At 58.4% G+C, this 21,603-nt stretch carries 19 protein-coding genes; 11 read left to right on the top strand and 8 right to left on the bottom strand.

Translation table 11 applies throughout. The features are described 5' to 3' along the window. Positions 1–22: 22 nt before the first annotated feature. The 3 genes from rfbG to B4F07_RS14940 form a co-directional block, all read right to left on the bottom strand. Positions 23–1,126, bottom strand: a complete 1,104-nt coding sequence (gene rfbG, locus B4F07_RS14950; protein WP_293700635.1) for a CDP-glucose 4,6-dehydratase — start codon at positions 1,124–1,126, stop codon at positions 23–25. Then, a complete protein-coding gene (locus tag B4F07_RS14945; RefSeq protein WP_293704869.1) occupies positions 1,117–1,932 on the bottom strand; it encodes a glucose-1-phosphate cytidylyltransferase in 816 nt (271 codons plus the stop codon). Before B4F07_RS14945 ends, rfbG begins: the two co-directional genes overlap by 10 nt. A gap of 217 nt (positions 1,933–2,149) precedes the next feature. Beyond that, complete coding sequence (locus B4F07_RS14940) at positions 2,150–2,812, bottom strand: FkbM family methyltransferase (RefSeq protein ID WP_293704868.1); 663 nt, start codon at positions 2,810–2,812, stop codon at positions 2,150–2,152. 352 nt (positions 2,813–3,164) lie between these two features. Between B4F07_RS14940 and B4F07_RS14935 the strand changes: the two genes are divergently transcribed. Genes B4F07_RS14935 through B4F07_RS14905 form a run of 7 tightly spaced genes read left to right on the top strand, consistent with a single transcriptional unit; the run spans position 3,165 to position 10,827 of the window. Then, on the top strand, positions 3,165–4,151 hold the full coding sequence (locus tag B4F07_RS14935) for an NAD-dependent epimerase/dehydratase family protein (RefSeq protein WP_293700630.1): 987 nt from the start codon (positions 3,165–3,167) through the stop codon (positions 4,149–4,151). 5 nt (positions 4,152–4,156) lie between these two features. Next, positions 4,157–5,083 carry an FkbM family methyltransferase gene (locus tag B4F07_RS14930; RefSeq protein WP_293700949.1) on the top strand — a complete coding sequence of 309 codons (927 nt, stop codon included), beginning with the start codon at positions 4,157–4,159 and terminating at the stop codon, positions 5,081–5,083. Further along, on the top strand, positions 5,080–5,847 hold the full coding sequence (locus B4F07_RS14925) for an FkbM family methyltransferase (RefSeq protein WP_293700629.1): 768 nt from the start codon (positions 5,080–5,082) through the stop codon (positions 5,845–5,847). Before B4F07_RS14930 ends, B4F07_RS14925 begins: the two co-directional genes overlap by 4 nt. A 24-nt stretch (positions 5,848–5,871) precedes the next feature. Next, positions 5,872–7,299 (top strand): lipopolysaccharide biosynthesis protein, encoded by a 1,428-nt coding sequence (locus tag B4F07_RS14920; protein WP_293700628.1) that lies wholly within the window; start codon positions 5,872–5,874, stop codon positions 7,297–7,299. Between the two features lie 43 nt (positions 7,300–7,342). Continuing rightward, positions 7,343–8,389: a hypothetical protein gene (locus B4F07_RS14915; RefSeq protein WP_293700627.1), complete on the top strand. Its 1,047-nt coding sequence runs from the start codon at positions 7,343–7,345 to the stop codon at positions 8,387–8,389. Positions 8,390–8,395: 6 nt separating this feature from the next. Next, complete coding sequence (locus B4F07_RS14910; RefSeq protein ID WP_293700626.1) at positions 8,396–9,511, top strand: glycosyltransferase; 1,116 nt, start codon at positions 8,396–8,398, stop codon at positions 9,509–9,511. Further along, positions 9,508–10,827 carry an O-antigen ligase family protein gene (locus B4F07_RS14905; RefSeq protein ID WP_293700625.1) on the top strand — a complete coding sequence of 440 codons (1,320 nt, stop codon included), beginning with the start codon at positions 9,508–9,510 and terminating at the stop codon, positions 10,825–10,827. The genes B4F07_RS14910 and B4F07_RS14905 overlap by 4 nt, the downstream gene beginning before the upstream one ends. A gap of 59 nt (positions 10,828–10,886) precedes the next feature. On the opposite strand, the gene B4F07_RS14900 is transcribed toward B4F07_RS14905, so the two are convergent. Genes B4F07_RS14900 through B4F07_RS14880 form a run of 5 tightly spaced genes read right to left on the bottom strand, consistent with a single transcriptional unit; the run spans position 10,887 to position 16,637 of the window. After that, positions 10,887–12,062: a DegT/DnrJ/EryC1/StrS family aminotransferase gene (locus B4F07_RS14900; RefSeq protein WP_293700623.1), complete on the bottom strand. Its 1,176-nt coding sequence runs from the start codon at positions 12,060–12,062 to the stop codon at positions 10,887–10,889. 21 nt (positions 12,063–12,083) lie between these two features. Next, on the bottom strand, positions 12,084–13,298 hold the full coding sequence (locus B4F07_RS14895) for a glycosyltransferase family 4 protein (protein ID WP_293700622.1): 1,215 nt from the start codon (positions 13,296–13,298) through the stop codon (positions 12,084–12,086). Between the two features lie 18 nt (positions 13,299–13,316). After that, positions 13,317–14,471 (bottom strand): non-hydrolyzing UDP-N-acetylglucosamine 2-epimerase, encoded by a 1,155-nt coding sequence (gene wecB / locus B4F07_RS14890; RefSeq protein WP_293700620.1) that lies wholly within the window; start codon positions 14,469–14,471, stop codon positions 13,317–13,319. 4 nt (positions 14,472–14,475) lie between these two features. Continuing rightward, positions 14,476–15,603 (bottom strand): NAD-dependent epimerase/dehydratase family protein, encoded by a 1,128-nt coding sequence (locus B4F07_RS14885; RefSeq protein ID WP_293700618.1) that lies wholly within the window; start codon positions 15,601–15,603, stop codon positions 14,476–14,478. Continuing rightward, positions 15,600–16,637 carry a polysaccharide biosynthesis protein gene (locus tag B4F07_RS14880; RefSeq protein WP_293700600.1) on the bottom strand — a complete coding sequence of 346 codons (1,038 nt, stop codon included), beginning with the start codon at positions 16,635–16,637 and terminating at the stop codon, positions 15,600–15,602. Before B4F07_RS14880 ends, B4F07_RS14885 begins: the two co-directional genes overlap by 4 nt. Before the next feature lie 334 nt (positions 16,638–16,971). On the opposite strand from B4F07_RS14880, the gene B4F07_RS14875 reads away from it, so the two are divergent. The 4 genes from B4F07_RS14875 to B4F07_RS14860 all read left to right on the top strand — a co-directional run bounded on the left by B4F07_RS14875 (position 16,972) and on the right by B4F07_RS14860 (position 21,472). After that, positions 16,972–17,568: a sugar transferase gene (locus tag B4F07_RS14875; RefSeq protein ID WP_293700598.1), complete on the top strand. Its 597-nt coding sequence runs from the start codon at positions 16,972–16,974 to the stop codon at positions 17,566–17,568. Positions 17,569–17,602: 34 nt separating this feature from the next. Further along, positions 17,603–18,250, top strand: coding sequence for an acetyltransferase (locus tag B4F07_RS14870; RefSeq protein ID WP_293700596.1), 648 nt, complete (start codon positions 17,603–17,605; stop codon positions 18,248–18,250). A 478-nt stretch (positions 18,251–18,728) separates the two neighbouring features. Continuing rightward, a complete protein-coding gene (locus B4F07_RS14865; protein ID WP_293700595.1) occupies positions 18,729–20,192 on the top strand; it encodes a protein adenylyltransferase SelO in 1,464 nt (487 codons plus the stop codon). Positions 20,193–20,287: 95 nt separating this feature from the next. Then, complete coding sequence (locus B4F07_RS14860; RefSeq protein ID WP_293700594.1) at positions 20,288–21,472, top strand: nucleotide sugar dehydrogenase; 1,185 nt, start codon at positions 20,288–20,290, stop codon at positions 21,470–21,472. Positions 21,473–21,603 lie beyond the last annotated feature (131 nt).

The raw sequence follows: 21,603 nt of genomic DNA, 5'->3' as shown, positions 1-21,603 counted from the left end.
GTAGTATTTTCATGTCATCCGGTCACGCTGTGCCGATACCGCGAGCAGTCATATCGCCTTCGAAGATCGAGATCTGATCGAGCGTGATCTGGCGAAGATCGGCGGGCGCGCGCAGCCATCGCCGGTACCAATCGACGGTGTGCCGGACAAGGTCGTCCAGATGCCAGCAGGGCTTCCAGTGGAGCAATCCGATCGCCCTGTCGCAGTTGAGTGCCAGCAGCGCCGCTTCCTTGGGATGTGGACCACCTGATATTGTTGAGTCGGCGCCGTCGCCCCATTCGCTCGCGAGCATCCTTACGATTGTGCCGACCGGTTGCACATCGTCAGCGCTCGGTCCGAAATTCCAGCCGGTGCAATACTGGCCGGCGTCCTTTGACAACAGACGTGCGGCGAGAAGCAAATAGCCACCGAGGGGCTCGAGAACATGCTGCCAAGGTCGCGTGGCGCCGGGGTTGCGCAACTCGACTTTTTCGCCTCGCGAGAAGGCGCGGATGCAGTCAGGGATGATGCGGTCTTTCGCCCAGTCGCCACCGCCAAGGACGTTGCCTGCGCGCGCCGAGGCAAGTTTCACGCCGCTGCACTCTCCGAAGAAACTTCGCCGCCACGATGAGACGACTAACTCCGTAGCGCCCTTACTCATGCTGTAGGGATCGTGGCCGCCCATCGGGTCGTCTTCGCGATACCCCCAGATCCAGTCGCGATTCTCGTAGCATTTGTCCGAAGTTACCACGACGACGGCGCAAGGCGCGCCGAGCGCGCGCACCGCTTCGAGCACATTTGCGGTGCCGACAATGTTCGTCGTCACGGTCTCGATCGGATCTTCATAAGATTGGCGAACGATCGGTTGCGCGGCAAGATGAAACACTATGTCGGGGCGTATTTCACGCATGAATGCCGTCATGCCCGCGGCGTCGCGTATGTCACCGACCCGGTGGTTGATCCCATCTGAGACCTGGCAGAGGTCGAACATCGCTGGAACGGTCGGCGGCATCAGAGAATAACCTGAGACCTCGGCACCGAGCTTTTCCAGCCAGAGGCTCAGCCAGCTGCCTTTGAAGCCAGTATGGCCGGTGACCAAGACCCGCTTGCCGCGAAAAGCCTTGAGAAAATGGGGTGTCACTGCCATGGCACCTGCGGCGCGCTGGCCAATTTTTCGAGCAATTCCCAATCGCGCGCGGTGTCCATGCACTGCCAAAAGCCGTGATGCGCGAACATCATCAATTCGCCATCGACCGCAGCACGTTCGAGTGGCGCACGTTCGAGCATGATGTTGTCGGCATCGGGAACCTCGCAATATCGCCGCACAAACTGTCGATCGAGCACCATGAAGCCACCGTTGATGTACCGGTCGGTTGATTCTGGCTTTTCCTTCAGTTCGGCGACGCGGGCGCCGTCGAGATCTAGCTCACCGAAACGGCCCGGCGGGGCAATGCCGGAGATGGTCGCCAGCTTGCCATGGCTGTGATGAAAGGCGAGTAGTTGCCCGAGATCGATATCCGAGAGGCCGTCGCCATATGTCAGGAAAAATGGGCCTTCAGGTTCAAGATAGCCCGCGACACGTGCGATTCTGCCCGCGGTTTGCGTCTCTGCACCGGTGTCTGCAATAGTCACCGTCCAGTTATCGTCGTCACCGCCCAGATACTCGACTTCGCCGGTCCCCGTATTGACTCGCATGTCCCCGCCATAGAGCTTGGAATGAAGAAAATATTGTTTGATCATCTCCGACAGATGGCCCGCGCAAATAACAAAATCGTTGTAACCCTGGCGGGCGTAGGACTTCATAATGTGCCAAAGGATAGGGCGACCGTTGATTTCGACTAACGGCTTGGGAAGCCTGCGACCTGTCAGCTCACCGAGACGCGTGCCTTTTCCACCACAGAGCAAAACAACCTTCACGTACGAACTTCCTTTCAGATCATAAAACTGCGACACCCGCTGCGTGTTTTGCACTGGCGGATTGCATCGTGCAAAGCAGAGCCTGTAGCTGTCATACGAGAGGTCGCCGGTGACCCTATCTTCCCGTGCCTGAACCGTAATAAGCCCGATAGCATTCCCGACTCAAGAATCTGCGCCGACAACGCTCGTCGTATGGCCAGTGCTGTATGGTCGTGGTCCTGTTCCCCCGGCATCAACGGACCGAAGACGGCGATTAAGTCAGTACGGCTGACTGATGCACCAGTCCATATTCGTGGCCGCTTTCAGAAATATAGAATATCAGATAACCAGCACCACGTAAGCGTTCAATCTGTTCGATTGTTCGCTCATTTGGAATGTCGTACATCCGATGATGGAACTCGACAAGCAGTTGCGCGGGGCGCAGGGTGCCCGCGATCAAATCGTCGAGAACTTCGTACTCAAAGCCCTCAATGTCCATCTTCAACACATCGGGCAGGCCGTTCCCGAGATTTTCAATGATGGTCGATAGGCGCTGCACCGGAGCGCGGATGGCAAGCTCTGGAGCCGATTTAGGAGCAGGTTGAGCCGAAAAGGAAACATACGCATCGACTTCGGGAGCAAAGAATTCGGCTTCGCCGTCTTCTGAAGCCAGTCCAACCGGATGAAAGTGAAATGATGGCGGCAACAACTGGCGCGCGATCCACCGGCAGGACCTCGGGGTTGGATCAAATGCATGGACAATTGCACCAATTTTCTCGATCGCTTTCAGGTCGAAAGACACATCCTCACCGACACCGAACGAATATATCAACGGCGTTGACGGCGTCTCATTCGTCAGCAACGGCCAGCCGCCGTAGCTCGTGCCCAATACTTCATAGGCAAGTTTGATGTCAGGTTTATGCAGTGGTGGCCGCATTATACGGCGAGCTATGGTCTTAAGACGGTGTATCATCGTCGGCGCAATGCCCTAAGATACGCTATGCGGCAAGCCGGAGAGTCGCTCTGCGATGTTCAATCGGCGCATGAACGTTTCATAGGATCGGAAATCTGTTTGATTAGCGACCGGGACGGGGTGTTTCGGCACATAGTCTTCGAGTAGGTGATTTGAACGAACAGACTGATAAATTTTGATAAATCCGGAGGCATCGCGTGAAATGCAATGATAATGGTTGCCTCTTTCCCGGTCTCCCAATAAAGGGCGCGCCTGCCCTTATTATGGCGTCACGATCAATTCGGCGCCATGGACGTTCAATCAATAGGATAACTCGATGACGACGAAGACTGTGCTAGTGTGCGGTGCTGGAGGCTTTATTGGCGGGCATCTTGTCAAGCGTCTCAAGCGTGAAGGCCATTGGGTACGTGGCGTCGATTTGAAGATGAACGAGTATAGCGAAACGGAAGCCGATGATTTCGCTATCGGTGATCTTCGCGATCAATCCTTCGTGCGCTCGGTAATCGATCGCCGTTTCGATGAGGTCTATCAGCTGGCCGCTGACATGGGCGGGGCGGGCTATATCTTCACCGGTGAGAACGACGCTGACATCATGCACAATTCGGCGACGATTAACTTGAACGTGCTCGACATCTGTCACAAGCGCAACATCAAGCGCGTCTTTTATTCGTCTTCGGCGTGCATGTATCCCGAGCACAACCAGCTCGACCCGGATAATCCCAACTGCGCCGAAGATAGCGCCTATCCCGCCAATCCCGACAGTGAATATGGCTGGGAGAAGCTGTTTTCCGAACGATTGTATCTGGCGTACAACCGCAATCACGGCATGCAGTGTCGTATCGCGCGCTATCACAATATCTTCGGCCCTGAGGGCACTTGGGACGGAGGCAAGGAAAAGGCTCCTGCCGCGATGTGCCGCAAGGTCGCCGCCGCGCTCGATGGCGGTGCAATCGACGTGTGGGGTGACGGGCTACAGACTCGCTCATTCCTGTATGTCGATGAGTGCGTCGAGGGGACAGTTCGGTTGTTGCGTTCGGATTTCGAGGGGCCTGTGAATATCGGTTCAGACGAAATGATCAGCATCAACGGGCTCGCCCGGATGGTGATTGACATCGCGGACAAGAATATCGGGATCAACAATATTCCAGGACCGCTCGGCGTACGCGGCCGCAACTCGGACAACCGACTCATAAAGGAAAGGCTCGGCTGGGCGCCTAACCAGCCGTTGCGGACTGGAATGGAAGTCACCTACCGGTGGATTTCAGAACAGGCTAGGCTCGGTCACAACAAGCGCGCCGCTTGACGCTCATGGCGCCGGTCGGCAAGCCCCTGCATACATCGTCCCAACGATTTGACCTGTTTCAGCGCATCGGCAACTATGTGGTGGGACGGTATCTTGCAGCGCGGGCGCGGCACCATGTGCAGACGGGGTATTCGCCTGTCGCCGTCTTCGCATTCGACTTCATCGGGCGCGATATTGCTTTGAACGGGCGGTTCGAGCGCGACGATCTGGCGGTGCTTGATGACTTCCTCGCTCCGTTCCGTGAGCGCTTTTCGTCGTCTACGGCGCTCGACATCGGCGCCAATATCGGAAACCATAGTCTATTCTTCGCGAACCGCTTCGCTGCGGTTCACAGTTTTGAGCCCAACCCCCGAACTTTTGGTGTCCTTTCGGTGAATGCTCAATTGGCATTGAACATCTTCGTACATAATCTTGCGCTCGGAGACATGCGCGGCGTTCTGCCGCTCAAATTTGACCCGCTAAATGTCGGCGAAGCGACGCTTGTCGCTGCCGAGGACGCCACCCCGAGCGATCGTTGCGACGTGACCGTCGAGCGGCTCGATGATCTTGCTTCCGGCTTGGGAGACGTCGCCCTGATCAAGATCGACGTCGAGGGGTTCGAGGCGTCAGTACTTCGGGGCGCTTTTGAGATGTTGCAGCGGAGTCAGCCGATTGTCGTTTTCGAGCAGAACGTTGGTGCTTTCGTTAATGGGCGCAGTGAAGCCGCCGAATTATTACAACAGGCGGGCTATGTGCTTTGCGTGCTTTCAAAACGGAACGTCGGGCACGGTACTGTAAGTCAGGTTTTCGGCGCCTTACGTAAGGTGCTTGACGGCATCCAATACGATATCATCCCAGTGAACGCGCTTCAGCCGGACCATTATTCGATGATTGTAGCGCTTCCGTCGGCAGATGTTGCATTGCTCGCACAGCGGACGAAGACCTCGACATGATGAACGCTTGGCGAGCTTTGAGAGCGGGAAACATCCCGGCAGCCATACAGATTGCGGGACGTAGCATTGGCCTCGAAATACGGCGTAACGGGCCCTCCGCGCGCGACGATCTGCGTCTAGCGAATTTCCTAGCGACCTATGATGTCCGTCTGGTGCTAGATATTGGCGCCAATCGAGGGCAGTTTGCCACCCAACTCCTGGCCAATGGGTATCGGGGGCGAATCGTGTCGTTCGAGGCCATGCCACATGCCCACCGCGAGTTAACCGCTGCGGCCGCGCGGGTAGGGGAGCGCTGGCAGGTGGCGCCGGCGATCGCACTGAGCGATCGCGAAGGAATGGTTGCTTTCCATGTTAATGACAGTGACGCAACCAGCTCGCTTCTTGCCGCGTCGAGCAAGGCGCAGAATACAATCCCAGGCATTCGACCGCGCGCCATCGTCGATGTATCGACGCGCCGTCTTGACGACGTGTTCGGGGGTTATTCGATGGAGGGGCAGCGATCTTTCCTCAAGATCGATGTTCAAGGGGGTGAGGGGCTTGTACTGGCTGGCGCGCAGACTACGCTCGATCATGTCGCGGGACTGATGATCGAGCTTTCGCTCAGCGAACTGTACGATCGGCAGCCGCTTGCGTTTGATGTGCTTGCGCCCCTCCTCGATGCTGGCTTTGTAGTATTCGACATCGCGCCGGCTTATCGTGATAGCGATAGTCACAAGCTCGAGCAGATCGATGTGGTGTTGTTCCATCCCGATCGTATTTCCTAGCCCGACATCAAAAGGCTTGTCGCAATGATTGCTAGGTTCGGCAAAATCGTCGAGCGAGTTCGCGCCGGCGGGCTGGGGCGCAACGGTTTGTTCTCGCTGGGACAGAGCGTCGTAGCCATCATATGTATTTTTTTGTCCTACCGCATGTTGGTCGAGCGCGAAGGGATTGAAAGCCTGGGGCTCTGGTCGCTGCTCATGCTGTTCGGTGGCGTCGCGAGCAGCTTCGACGTCAGCGGGGCGTCCGCGCTGGCCCGATCTGTGGCGCGGCACGGCCTGGATTTTGCGGAACATGAGCGCGCAACGGTAATTCATACCGTGCTGTTAACGAGCATAGCGGTCAACGGCGCGTTTGTTGCTCTTCTGCTGCTTGCTGCGCCCGCGCTGCTGGCGCACATGATAAGCCCCTCGCAATGGGCGGACGCATGGCGCCTGTTTCCCTGGATAGCTGCGCTGATGCTGATGACCCCGCTGGCTGTTGGCGTTTCGTCAGCGATCGATGGGCATATGCGCGCCGATATTCGTTCCGTCTTGGCATCGATAGCTGCTGTAATCGGTTTGGCGATTGCAGCAATAGCGATCCCGCGCTGGGGATTGCCGGGTTTCGCGCTAGCTCAAACGGTGCAGCAAGCCATCGTGATAGTAGGCGGATGGCTTTTCTTGAGGCGACGCGTCGACCGCCTGGGCTGGTTGCCGACGAGATGGCGGCCGACGATCTTCCGGCGCACCACTGGCTATGCTCTGCGACTAAACGTGATCGGCGCCCTTAGCTTGGCGCTTGAACCCCTGACCAAATATTGCATCAACCTTTCGGGTGGTACCGCCGCAGTTGGCCTCTACGAACTTGCGGCGCGGCTTGCAATGCAGGCGCGCAATCTCGTCATCAGCAGCACCACGCCTTTAATCCCTGCCTTTGCTATGGCTGAAACTCCCAGCGATTCCTACTTTGCCAGCCTGCTGCATCGAGCTCAACGCTACACGAATGTCGCCGCGCTCACCGTGACGTTGATCTCATTGTCTGCAGCGCCGTTTATGTGTCTCGTCATCTTGCGTGAGGTATCGGTTGAGGTCCTCCGATTCAACGCTCTGCTTGCCTTGGGATGGAGTATCAACATATTTTCCTTAGCTCTTTATCTTGCGGCCCAGGGGCAGGGCATGTTGCGTTGGAACATGTTGTCGCACGCGACGATCGGCATTGTTATTGTCGCCAGCGCGATGCTTCTCATGCCGGCGTTTGGAAGCGAGGGCGTAGTGATCGGCGTTGCTGCGGGACTGATCGCCGGCGCGGTGGTTACCGCTGCGGGAAATGCCTGGTCATTTGGAGTGCGGGCGCAATTCGCTCGGGAACTCCCGGTCGTGATTATCCTCGCGCTGATCATCGTCGCTGCTTGCGGAACGATGTGGGGCGGAGCCGTTCAGATCGCAAATTTCTTCAATCATTGGTCGCACACGTGAACTGCCATCAGTCGGGTAGATAGTCGAAGCTCCGGAGAGTATAATGATAGAGCCTGCCTCGCCCCCTGCGCGCGAGCATCTTTTGCATCTCAATCATATCGGCGGGCATCATCGTTCGTTCATCGACCTGTTCCACCGCTGGTTCGGGCTCGATGCGTCGATTGGGGGCGTCGGTGCAGTAAATTTCAGGCGTCTCGTTCGTGCTGAGCAACTCATGTTCGCAACGCTCGACGACGATGTCCGCGGTTTCGTGATAGTTGCGCTAGCGCGAACGATGCGTGGGCGGCGCACCGCAGGAATCTTTATGCGGCCGCAGAGCTGTTTTTTCAGCGGCCCTCGCGGGTGGATCAAGCGCCAGCTGTTTCGTTCACTTCGTCGGGTTCCCCTTGTGTCGACGCTGTCACTCCTGCCGTTCGAGGCGGTGCCCCAGTTGAGAGGCGTCGCAACCGATGCGGTTCATGACCCTCAACTTTGGGATGTGGTCGACGATGACGACGCCATCGACGAGGCCTTGGCCGCTAGGGTGTTAGCCGAAGCCCACGGGCGGCCGGTCCTGACGTTCCTCGGTACCGTGAATGCGGGTAAGGGGTTCGGCCACCTGGCAGCGATCATCGCTGCGGACCCGACGCTGACAGAAAAGTTGTGTGTCGTGATCGCTGGCCATGTTCAGAAAGATAGCGCTGGTGATGCCGATGCTGCCGCTAAGGCGGGCGCGATCGTGTGGGATCGCCGAACAAGCGATTCCGAGCTGGCAGCGCTTTATCGCGCCAGCTCAGCAGTCTGGGCCTGCTATCACCCTGACTATGACCAGGCGTCGGGTATTTTCGGGCGCGCTGTCCAGCGGGGCCGCCGCCCAGTGATCCGCGAGGGTGCCGTGATCGTTGGAAGTTACGTGGAGCGGCTGGGGATCGATGCCGTCCGGCTTTCCGAAGACCCGCGCCAAGCCGCAGCAACATTGATTGCGGAATTGACTGGTCAAGAGATAGTTCGAACGGCGGATCCAGCCGTGTTGCGTGAATGGCGCAGGGAATTTATACGCGCGGTGGATGGCGGCATCGGTGCCGGCCACCGCGCATACGATAAGTTGTAGATTTCAGTGAACCTTCAGTCTCGCCCCCGCGTCATTTTCTGCCAGCCGGCATTGCCTGCCTACCGGGTTGATTTCTTTGATCGGCTGGCAAAGCTGCTTGGGCAGCGCTTTGCGCTTTACTATTCTCCCACCGACATGGGGGTTCTGACCCAGCGCACGCAGCCTTTTCATTGGGAACGGCCGGTAGGTTTGATGCAGCCGCTGATTCCCGGCGTCATTGAATGGCAGCCTGGCGTCATGAGCGTGCCGATGCAGCGCGGGGATACGCTGATCGTCTGTGGCGGTCCGCGCACTGTGTCGACGCTGGTACTCTTGCTGAAGGCGCGCCTCCGCCGGGTCAAAACGATCTGGTTCGGCCATTACTGGAGCAGCACTTCGAAATCCTATCGCTTTTACCTTCGCATGATGCTGATGAAGCTGGTCCACGCGGTCCTTTTTTATACTGACCAAGAGGTCGAAGAGTATCGTGATGGCTTCGGACACAATGACCGTCGCCCTCTCAGTGCTGTTAACAATGGCATCAACGTTGAACCGATTGCCGAGGTCAGATTGCCCTATCGCGCCGAAGATCGGCCCCGCGATATCCTGCTGATCGGTCGGATCCAGGAAAAATGTCAGGCAGACTTGCTGATCAAGGCGCTAGCTGACCCGCGCCTGACAGGGGTCAGGCTGCAGATCGTGGGCGATGGGCCGGCTCGCCCCGAACTCGAATTGCTGGCGGAGCGGTTGCAAGTCTCCGATGCAGTCGTGTGGCACGGCGGCACTTCGGACGAAGCAGAGATTGCAAAGGTTGCAAACGGCTGCCGTCTCTTCATCTATCCAGGGGCGGTAGGATTGAGCTTGATCCATGCCATGGCATACGGACTGCCCGCAATCGTCAACAATGATCGATGGGGAAACATGCCCGAGATCACGGCCTTTGAAGAGGGTTCTACCGGCGTCGCTTTTGCCAGGAACGATAAGGCTGATCTAATCGAAAAGATCGTTGTGGCCATCGATGACGCAGAGAGCCTGGATCGATGGTCCGACGAGGCTTTGCGTCGCGCACATCACCTTTACAACACGTGCGGAATGGCCGATCGCGTCGTATCTCTCATAAACCAGCTGGATAATGCGAAATGAACGACGGCACCGCGACAAGGGGCTGGATCGTCTTCCTGGAGGCTTTCGCCTTGGCGGCTGTCGTTGCGGGCTTCCCGCTTGTTGCGGCGTTGTCGCAGATCATTGATATGCCGAGCCAGCCATTCTCCATCGCGATACGCGGAGTCACCGCGCTTTTCTGCGCTGTCCTGCTGATTGTGTCCGTGTCTCCCAACCGTAACGCGATATGGTGGTGGACGATGGCGGCGTGCCTTGGGTTTTGGTTAGCCTATGTCCTCCGGATGACGAACGATACCTTATTGAAATCATACAGCCTCTTCTACGAGCCTTCCAGTTATTGGCTTTGGGCGATTGGCGGTTCGATCATACCGCTCTTTGGCCTTGCCCGCGGTCGCTACCAGTTGAAGGACGCAAGCCACTATTTCAACTGGTGTTTCGTCTTCGCCTTTGGCGCGGCACTCCTGGCACTGCCGAACCTGTCTACAACGGTGCAGAGCGATTACGGAGCCTATGACGGTGGGCGCGCGGCGCTGACCGCTCTAAATCCGATCTCGCTGGGTCATCTCGGCGTCCAACTTGTCCTGTTGTCGTTGTGGGCGCTGTTCCTACGCCCCGATCAGAAATTATTATTGGGCAAGCTGATGTTTTCGGTGGCGCTGGTGGTGGGCGTCTACCTTGCACTCGTCGCGAATTCGCGTGGTCCTCTCGTCAGCCTCGTGATCGCCCTGCTGTTCGCTGTTATGGCGTCTAACTTGCGAAGCAAATACTGGATCGTCGGTCTGATCCTGGCAGGCGCCGTGGCTTTTGTCCCCATAGTAACGCTCGTCGATCATATCGCCGGCACACAGATTTATGAGCGGCTATTGGGTTCCTCCCAGTTCGATGAGGTCAGCACGCTCGGTCGCATCGACCTTTATGCATCAGCCTGGAGCCAGTTTACGAAATTTCCGCTGACTGGATATGGTCTGGAAGATCCGGTTTTCGGAGGATACCCACACAATCTGATAATTGAGGCCTTCATGGCAACCGGCCTTTTTGGCGGTCTGTTAATGATAACGATCCTGATCCTGACCGTCGTGGCATCCTATCGGACGTTGCGGAGAGTGCCGGCATTTGGCTGGCTTGCCCTGCTGGTTATCCAACAGATTTTCGCCGCACAATTCTCCGGCACGATCAGCCAGGCAACGATCCTCTGGGGCGTTGTTGGCGCTTTGGTGTCTGTTTACTCGCTGGTTGCGATCAACGGTCGCCCTCGTAATGCGATGGTTGAGGTTTCGTCCCGAAACGATCCTGGCTTAGCCCGGGGCGGCCATTTGGCGAGATCACCGATGGCATGAATGCGAAATGGGTCCGCCACTGACCAGCGGGTGGTCGCGCCCGCGTCGGCCACGGCTCGCTAGGCTGCAAGTTTAAGCAATGTGATCCGGATTTTGTTACACTGATCGGCTATTTCTGCGTCTGTCATCGTGGGGTGAGTGAGAAACATGAGGCTGGTTTCTCCTAGCTGCTTTGCAACGGGTAGTGACTGGGTTGGACGCCAAGGCGTATTGTCGAACGCCTTTTCCAGATAAACCTCAGAACAGGATCCCTGCATCACGCCGACGCCTTGGTGGCTCATCTCAGCGACAATGCGATCTCGCGACCAACCGGCTAGCAGAGCTTCAGGCCGGACATAGCCATAGAGTCGGTAAAAGGCGTGTGTGACGCCCGCCGCAGGCAGCGGAACGCGGACAATGTTGGGAAACTCGGCCAACACGGCGGCGAAGCGCTGGGCGATCTCGGTCCTTCGCGCAGTCCAATCAGTCATGCGCCGCAGCTGAATGCGTCCAATGACTGCCTGCATTTCCAGCATCCGCCAATTCGTGCCGAAGCTTTCATGAACCCACCGAAAACCCGGCGGATGATCGCGCTCGTAAACGGCGTTCCAGCTTTTGCCATGATCCTTGTATGACCACATGGCAGTCCATAGTTCCTCGTCATCGGTGGTCACCATGCCGCCTTCGCCGCCGGTGGTCATGATCTTATCCTGGCAAAAAGACCAAGCGCCGACGTGACCGACCGAGCCGACCGGACGGCCGCTAATTGCCGCGCCGTGGGCTTGGGCGCAATCCTCGATCACCTTGATCCCGCGCGCATTGGCGATCTCCATGATCGCGTCCATATCGCATGGCCAGCCGGCGAGATGAACCGGGATGATAGCGCGTGTCCGGTCGGTAACGGCAGGTGCGATAGTGGCAGCTGACATGTTGCCGCTATCGCGATCGACATCGACGAAGACCGGCGTGGCGCCCGCGTTGACGACGCACGACACCGAGGCGATAAAGGTGCGTGGGGTCACGATCACCTCGTCACCGGGACCGATGTTCAACGCTTTCAGCGCTACGTCGAGAGCAAGAGTGCCGTTGGCAAGGGCGATCGCGCGGCGCGTTTTCGTCCATGCGGCAAATTCGCGCTCGAAATCGCGACCCTCGGTTCCGGTCCAATAGTTGACCTTTCCCGATGCCAGCGTCGCCGCGACCGCCGCGATTTCTTCTTCATCAAAACTTGGCCACTTGGACTTCTCGGTTACCATCTTCTGCTCCGTGCTATCGGCTCAACGCTGCTCTTCGATCAACTGCACGGTCTTTTCCACCGCACGGCTCATGCTGAAATTCGCATCGTAAAAGGCACGCGCGCGCGCGCCCATCGTGCGTCTTTCGCCGACGGTCATCGCCGCGATCCGTTCCAGGCCTTCTGCCATCCCCGCCGCGTCGCCGGGGGCGCAGACAATTGCGCCGCCCGACTGCTTCAGAATGTCGGCGGCTTCGCCTGGCAGGCCGGCGACGATCGGTTTGCCGCAAGCAAGATAATGCTGCGTTTTCGATGGGATAGTGATCAGATAGAGCGGGTCGTGCTTCAGATGCATGACCAATATGTCGGCGGCATCGAAAACGCGGTCCATAATGTCGCGCGCGATCGGCGGATGGAAATGCACCGCGTCGTCCGCTCGCAAGTCGCGGACCTTCTGTTGCAACGGTTCGCGCTCGATCCCGCCTCCGACTAGGTGCAGCCGTATCGCCCGATTGCTACGGTGGGCTGCGACCGCCGCGTCGACAAGTACGCCGAGTTGCTGCGCTTGCCCGATATTGCCGCCATAGACGAGGTTGATGCGCCCCGCGAAAGCTGCCGCGATGTCGTCCGGGAGATCCTGTCCTGGGGCAGGGGGAAGATAGGTCGCCCAGTTAAAGATCGTGGCCAGCCGCTCGGCAGGAACGCCGCGCTGGATCAGTTCGGCCTTCATGCCGTTACTCTGCGGGACAATGCGGGCCGCGCGGCGATAGACGAAGGCGCAGGCGCGCTCGAGCACCCGGACGATATTCGGATTTGCCATACCCGACGCGCTTACACTGTCGGGCCAGAGATCCTGAATTTCGACGATGAAATGCTTGCGGTGGACCTTGCAGAACAGCGCGGCCGCGAGGGCGGGGGTCAGCGGCGGATGATATATATAGATGAGATCATAGCGCCTACCGCGCAACAGACCAAAGATCAGGGTCGACAGGAAGAAGCTGAGATAATTGAAGACACGCTTCAAAGACGAGGCGTCGTGCGACGGATAGAGCCACAGCCGATGGACCTTGACGCCGTTGATCGTCTCGGTGCGATAAGGGCCGAGCCGATAGCCCGGATAGAGTTTTCCGCCCGGATAGTTGGGAAAGCCGGTCGCCACTTCGACCTTATGCCCGGCATCGACGAGCGCGCGCGCGAAGCCCGCGTCCTTGACTGCAGGCTCGGGATCGAACCATTGGGTGAGGTAAAGAATGCGCATCGGCGCTACTATCCTGCGTCAGACATAATCGTGCATGCGGATGCCGTCCCAGCCGTTCGACAGCCGTGCAGTACCGAGGAGTAGCTTGGCGACGCGTTCGCTCGTGTTTGCGATCTGATAGTCGGCGGGGACGACGGAGGGCAGGCCGGCCCCCACGCGTTCAGCGTGAATCTTCACGGCCGCCGCGATCGACTCGAGCATCGCCTGCTGATCGAGCCCGGTGACGATGATGTTGCCGGTGTCCATCGCCTCGGGCCGCTCGATCGCATCGCGCGGTGTGATGGCCGGAAAGTCCAGGATCGAGCTTTCTTCGGCGATCGTGCCGCTGTCCGAAATGGCGCAATGCGAATGCATCTGGAGGTGGTTGTAATCGTGGAAGCCGAACGGCTTCATATATTGGACGCGCGGGTCAAGCGTGACGCCCTCGAGCGCCTCGAGCCGTTTGCGCGTGCGCGGGTGGGTCGATACGACCACCGGCTGGTCATAGGTGTCGGCGAGCGCGTTCAGCGTGCCGACAAGCGCTTTTAGCCGATCCTTGCTGTCGACATTTTCCTCGCGGTGCATCGAGACAATGAAATAGCCGCGGCGGGTTAGCCCCAAGCGGGACAGCACATCCGACGCTTCGATCTGCGGGCGATAGTGATCGAGCACTTCCTTCATCGGCGATCCGGTCAGATAGACGCGGCGATGCTGGATCCCTTCACTGAGCAGATGGCGGCGGGCATGTTCGGTATAGACGAGATTAAAGTCGGCGATGTGATCGACCAGCCGACGGTTCGTTTCCTCGGGTACGTTGCGGTCGAAACTGCGGTTCCCCGCTTCCATATGATAGACCGGGATCTTCATCCGGCGCGCTATGATCGCCGCGATCGCGCTGTTCGTATCGCCGAGAACGAGAAGCGCGTCGGGGCGGTTCGCCTTCAATTCTTTCTCGGTCTCGATCAGGATACCGCCGAGGACCGCACCGAGAGTGGAGGTGTCGACGCCGAGAAAATTGTCGGGTTTGCGTACGCCGAGGTCGCTGAAGAACAGTTCGTTGAGTTCATAGTCCCAATTCTGGCCGGTGTGAACGATCCGGTGGTCAGTAAGCGTATCGAGCCGCGCCATCACGCGCGACAGGCGGATGATCTCGGGCCGGGTACCGAGAATGGTTGTGACCTTCAATGTGCTCATAATCTTATGCCTGGATAAGGACGGGATCGGCAAAGGTATCAGGGTTTGCCGGGTCGAACTGTCGGTGCGACCAGAAGAAGGTCACGACATGATCCCCGCTATCATTGACGATATGGTGGGTATGAAACGGCGGCATATCGATGGCAACCGGCTCATCGCCCGACACCGAGAAACTGTGAATCTCGTTGGTCAGCACCTTGCGAACGCGGATCGTCGCACGGCCCGACACGACGACGAAGCGCTCGACGAGGTCGATATGGAAATGGTCACCGCGCGTCGCGCCAGGCAGGGTGGTCGACACGAACGTCTGCGACGCGCCATGTGCCTTGCTGGTTTCGAACAAGGTGCCGCGGGCGTCGCTCTTTGGATCCATCTTCTTCGGATAGAAATTCGGAAAGCCGCCGGTGCGATAGCTGTTGAACAGCGCTAGGTCGAACCCATCGCCAAGATTGGGGAAGAGGTTCGCACTGTAGAGCGCGTGAAAAGCCGTCAGTCGGGCGTAAAGTTCGACGATGCTCATATCGCGGCCCGCCGGCGCCGCGGTGCCCGACCATTTGCCAAGCGCGGCGTCGATCGCCAGATCGGCGGCGGCGCCCGCGTGGAACAGCGAAACGCGTCCCTCGGGATTGATTGTCGGCTGTTCCCCCTTCCAGATTTGGTCGATCAGCGTCGCGGTGACATTGTTGTAATAAGGGCGCGCGCATTCGCCAAAGATATGCGGCAGCATCATCTCGCTGTACGTGCCGCCGGCAGCGGCCAGAATTTCGCCCGCGACTCGTTTGGAACGGCCGTAGAAGGTGTCGCCGCTTGCGTGGATGCTGTTGGCATAGACGATGTGCGGCGTCGATCCGGTGCACCGGCAGGCGTCGGCTAGCTTTTGCGCGATTGCCGGATTGGCGGCCTCAACCTCGGATTCGGCGCCGCGGTTGACCCCGGCGAAATGCAGCACCGCCGCAGCGCCCTGCACCGCAGCGCCGAGCTGATCGCTATCCTCGAATGCGGCATGATCCAGCAGCGCCAGTTCATAGGGTGGCGCATCGCCGCGGAAGCGCGCTGCGCAGTTCGCCGCGTGCAGCCGGGCTGCGGCGTGCCATCCCAGCAGTCCCTTGACGCCGGTGACGGCGATCTTCAAGCTGCCTCTCCTTTCCAAAGCGCAAGCTGCGCGCGGACTTCGGGAAGGCTCAGCAGCAGCTGCTTGACGCCTTCGACGTCCAACTGCTCGGTATTGTGCGAATGATAATCCTCGCGTTGGGAATCGAGATCGTCACCTTCGCTGAAATAGGCGGGATAGTTCAGATCACGGGCGTCGAGCTTGATGCGCCAATATTCGCCGAGATCCTCTGACTTGCCAAGTTCCTGTGCGCTAGCGAGCGTTTCATAGAGCTTTTCGGCGTGGCGCCAGCCGATGACATTGACTTGGTGATCCGGCGCGTCGAACAGTTCCTTTAGCGCGTTGACAAGGTCGCCGATGGTCGATGCCGCCGCTTTCTTGATGAACAGGTCACCCTGCCGCGCATGGGTGAAGGCGAAGCGTACCAGCGCCACGCTGTCGCGCAGAGGCATCAGGAAACGTGTCATGGCCGGCTCGGTGACGGTGATCGGCTGGCCGCCCATGATCTGCTTCATGAATAGCGGAATGACCGAGCCACGCGAGCACATGACATTGCCGTAACGCACACAGCTGATCGTCGTGTCGGCGTCGGTGCCGATCTCACGCGCTGCGGCGTTGGCGAGCTTTTCCATCATCGCCTTCGACACGCCCATCGCGTTGATCGGGTGGACCGCCTTGTCCGTCGATAGGCAGACGAGGCTGCTGATGCGCGATTCGATCGCCGAGCGGATGACGTTTTCTGACCCTAGGATGTTAGTCCGTACCGCTTCGAGCGGGAAGAACTCACAGCTTGGTACCTGCTTCAGCGCCGCCGCATGGAAAACTGCCGTTGTGCCATGCATCGCGCGGTCGACGCTAGCGCGGTCGCGAATGTCGCCGACGTAATAACGAACGCGCGGATCGTGAAGCTCGGCGCGCATGGCATCCTGTTTCTCTTCGTCTCGGCTGAGGACGCGAACCTCGCCCACACCGTCGTCGAGCAGCTGTGCTAAGATTGTCTTTCCGAACGACCCCGTGCCGCCGGTGATCAGAATACGCGAGTTTCCGTCGATCATCTATCTTCCTCGGAGCACAAACACCCTGCGCCCGCCACTTTTCGTTACCTTAAAAAGCCGCGGCTCCTATTGCAGACATCATGGTTGGATTCAATGACGATAATCGCGCACGTCAGCAATGCAGGCTGTTCATTTTGCTTGATATTGGACGCAATATAGCGCCCGCGTTCAGTAGCTTAACTGCGGTTACTTGTGCACGTCGAGGCCGCAGTGCCTACAGGCCAACCTAATGCCTTGCGTTAGGGTGGCGGTAATTGCATGGGCGGCGAAATGAATCGTGGCAGGGCATCCATGTGATAGTTCCGCCGCCAAAGGAGTTCGGATACCTGCAACAATGAAACGCGTGTTTGATCTTGTGCTGGTGATAGCCTTGCTACCGGTTCTGCTGCCGGTGGTGGTGATTGTCGCGCTGATAGTCCGCTGCCAGATGGGATCGCCAGTGATTTTTCGCCAGCAGCGCCCAGGGCTGCATGGCGAGCCGTTCGAAATGCTGAAATTCCGTACCATGCGCGAGGCGGTCGACCAGGATGGGCAGCCGCTCGCCGACGCCGAGCGAATTACCGATTTCGGCCGCTTTCTGCGCGCGTCGAGCCTCGACGAATTGCCTGAGCTTTGGAACGTCTTGAAGGGGGAGATGAGTCTTGTTGGCCCGCGCCCCTTGTTAATGGACTATCTTCCTCTCTACGATGCCGAACAGGCGCGTCGACACGACGTGCGGCCTGGTGTGACAGGGTGGGCGCAGATCAACGGTCGCAATGCGTTAACTTGGGAGCAAAAATTCGCGCTCGACAGTTGGTATGTGGACAACCGCAGCCTTTGGCTAGACGTCAGCATCCTTTTCTCGACGCTTGCGAAGGTTCTGAAGCGCGAAGGAATTAGCGCCGACGGCGAAGCCACGATGCCAAAGTTTGTCGGAACACGTGACCAATAGCGTGGCGCGATATCCTCCGTAGGAGAAATACATAATGCGGCTGATCGGTATTTATGGGGCTAGTGGCTTCGGACGGGAGGTAATGCCAATCGCGCGAGAGCAGTACGAGCGAAACGGTGACCGGCTAGTCTTCATAGATGACGACACGACCCGGTCGGTCGACCGAGTAAATAAACATGAGATTTTCACTTGGGATTCTTTTCTGCGGGCTGGTTCGTTCTTGGGGGTTGCGATCGCAATCGCAGACGCGCCGGTTCGCGAGAAGCTCATGGAACGTTGCACCAAGGCCGGTGTAGCGATTTGTGAAATTCGCGCTTCAAATGCCGTTATTGGCGACGATGTTCTAATAGGTGAAGGATCAATTCTGCAGCCGTTTTCATCCATTACCTCGAACGTCCGGATAGGACGCGGCTTTCATGCCAACATCTATAGCTACGTGGCACATGACTGTATCATTGGTGATTTTGTGACGCTCGCGCCGGGCGCAAAATGTAACGGAAATGTGCATATCCACGACTATGCCTATGTTGGGACGGGAGCCATACTTCGCCAAGGCACAGCCGAGAATCCGCTTGTAGTCGGCGCGGGTGCGGTGATTGGCATGGGCGCGGTGGTTACGAAAAATGTTCCGCCCGGAGAAACGGTCATAGGTAATCCTGCGCGCCTGTTGCAGAAAAAATGACTTCCAGTTCGGTGGTACCGTTGGAAGCGCGAGCTTCCCCGTCCTCATATGGTCTTGCTGGCGGCCATGTAGACCGAACTGGTAAGTGCTCCTTGGCTTTTCACATTAGCAGTTCAATGCGGGGACGAGGATTTGTGTAGCGGGGAAAGGCCGGAGGCAGGAATGCGGATAAATCCGAACGCAGCTGTTCTCCCGTTTGCTCCCGGTAGCGCATTTTCGCCGTTGGCCGCACAGGATCGCTGCGCAATTCGATCAGCGCTGCTCATTACGTTATGATGGGAGAACGACATTGCATTTTTACAGAACGCCTGGACCGCTCGAGGTGAAACGGGGCGTTGACGTTCATGTTGGATCGGGCGGGCAAGTTCCTCCGATCCGCAGCCGCGATCGTTTCCGGCCGTGCCCGGCTAGAGCTGTCGCTTAATTCTTGCAGTCCTCGCAGCAAGACTTGAAGTAGACCAGATTCGGGAGCCTTTGCATGGATTTTGCCTTTAGCAATAGTTTTCACGCATCGATGGAGGGCTTTTATGCTCCCGCCGTGGCAGCAAGGCCTTCCGCCCCGGCGCTGCTGGCATTCAATCACGCGCTGGCCAAGCGCCTGGGAGTGGTAGTCGGCAAGGCAACGGACCAGCTACTCGGGCATTTTCTTTCGGGGTTGGAATTGCCCGAAGGTGCGAATCCGCTCGCCTTTGCCTACGCTGGCCATCAGTTCGGACAATTTTCGTCGCAACTCGGCGACGGTCGTGCGTTGCTTCTCGGCGAGATCATTGCTCCGGGCGGTGCGCGCTTCGACATTCAACTCAAAGGATCTGGCCCCACTGCCTTCTCGCGCAACGGCGACGGCAAAGCGGCGATTGGCCCAGTTCTACGCGAGTATCTCGTGTCCGAGGCGATGGCCGCGATGGAGGTGCCGACGACGCGGTCGCTGGCTGCGGTGGCAACCGGTGATCAGGTGCAGCGTGAGCGGACGCATCCTGGCGCCGTGCTGACGCGCGTTGCGAGCAGTCATATTCGGGTTGGGACTTTTCAGTTTTTTGCGGCGCATTTTGGTGCCGACCATGTCATCCGGCTGTCCAATTACACCATCCGTCGTCACTTTCCTGAGCTCGTCGAGGCCGCCAATCCGCACCTCGCGCTGCTCGATCGCGTCATTGGCCTGCAATGCGAGCTTGTCGCCCGCTGGATGGGTGTGGGTTTCATTCATGGGGTGATGAACACCGATAATGTCGCTGTCAGCGGCGAGACGCTCGATTACGGTCCCTGCGCCTTCATGGATCGCTTTGCCGTGAACACGGTGTTCAGTTCGATCGATGCGAACGGGCGCTATGCCTACGGGCGTCAGCCGCAAATTACGCACTGGAATATGGCGCGTTATGCAGAGGCTATGTTGCCTGCGATCCATGCCGTAAATCCTGCTGACGTCGACGCGGCCAAGGCGTTGGTTGACGCGATTCCCGCCCGGTTTCGCGCGATATGGCTCGACGAAATGCGCGCGAAGCTGGGGCTGGGGCAGCCACACAAGGCCGATGAGCCGTTGATCGATTCGCTGTTCGGCGAGCTGGAACAGCATGCCGTCGATTTTACCTCCTTTTTCCGCGCGCTCGCGCAGTTACTGCGCGGCGATGGCGACATGCTGCAAGCTCTGCTGCCCGATGCTGAGGCAATGGCGCCGTGGATCGCGGATTGGTGGGCGCAGCTTGAGCGCGAAGCGATTGCACCGCTGGAGCGCGCTGACGCGATGGATGCGGTGAATCCGCTCTATATTCCGCGCAATCATCTCGTCGAGGCTGCGCTGGTTGCGGCGGAGGCAGGGGACATGGCGCCTTGGACCGAACTTCTGCAAGTCGTGCAAAACCCCTATGTCGAGCGCGCCGAGTGGGCTGCTTTCGCGCAGCCGGCGCCAGTCGACGCTGACCCTTACAAAACCTTTTGCGGTACCTGATTGCGGCTTTGTCGTCGCAGCTCCGGCCGCGTCGTGGTTGAGCGATTTGGCCCCGGCTGTTAGGTGGCGGCAGCCATTACAGGAGAATAACACCAGTGCCGAACGATCCGGTCAAAATCACAATCGTTGGCACCGGCTATGTCGGTATCTCAAACGCGGTGCTGCTGGCACAGCATAATCGGGTTGTGGCGCTCGATATCGACAGCCGCAAGGTCGATCAAATCAATGCCCACCGCTCCCCGATCGCTGATCCCGAAATCGAGGAGTATCTGGCAAACCGCAAACTCGATCTGACGGCAACCATCGACAAGCAAGCTGCTTATGAGGGCGCCGATTTTGTCGTGGTCGCGACGCCGACCGATTATGATCCCGACACCAATTACTTCAACACCGGCTCGGTCGAATCGGTGATCGCTGACGCGTTGGAATTGGCCCCCGCCGCGGTGATCGTGGTGAAATCGACGGTACCGGTCGGATTCACCGATCGGATGCGCGCCAAGCACAAGACCGACGCGATCGTCTTTTCGCCCGAATTTCTGCGCGAAGGACGGGCGCTCTATGACAATCTGCACCCATCGCGGATTATCGTTGGGAACACGCACCCGCGCGCGGCGGAATTCGCCCAGCTCTTACTTTCCGCCTCTTTGAAACATGACGCTACCGTTTTGCAGACGGGTAACACCGAGGCCGAAGCGATCAAGCTGTTCGCCAACACCTATCTTGCGATGCGGGTCGCGTTCTTCAACGAGCTCGACACTTACGCTGCGATGCACGGTGCCGATTCGCGCCAGATCATCGAGGGCGTGTGCCTCGACCCGCGGATCGGCAGTTTCTATAACAACCCGTCCTTTGGTTACGGCGGCTATTGCCTGCCCAAAGACACCAAGCAGATGCTGGCCAACTACAGCGAGGTGCCGCAAAATTTGATCCAGGCGATCGTGTCATCAAACACGACGCGCAAGGATTTCGTCGCCTCCGAGGTGCTCAAGCGCCGTCCGCGCGTGGTCGGCATCCACCGTTTGGCGATGAAGGCGGGATCGGACAATTTCCGCGCCAGCAGCATACTGGGAGTAATGAAGCGGATCAAGGCGAAGGGGGTGGAGGTGATCGTCTATGAACCGCTGATCGATGACGAGCGGTTGTTCAATTCGCGCGTGGTACGCGATCTGGCAGCGTTCAAAGCCGAGGCCGATGTCATTATCGCCAACCGGGTGACCGACGACTTGGCAGACGTTGAAGACAAGGTTTACAGCCGCGACCTGTTCGGCGTCGATTCCTGACGCCGACACCTGATCCTGCCGCTGTTCTGCCACGCATCGGTAGCGGCAAGAAAATGCGACGAAGCGAAGCGGAGTCGCCGCTTTGGGCACATAGAAACCAGTTGCGCCGCCACCGCACGACGGTCAGAGAT

Origin of the sequence: Sphingopyxis sp. UBA6723 (assembly GCF_002454115.1) — a bacterium.
Taxonomy (GTDB): domain Bacteria; phylum Pseudomonadota; class Alphaproteobacteria; order Sphingomonadales; family Sphingomonadaceae; genus Sphingopyxis.
The sequence above is the reverse complement of the archived record's forward strand: the minus strand, read 5'-3'. Positions and strand labels throughout refer to the sequence as shown.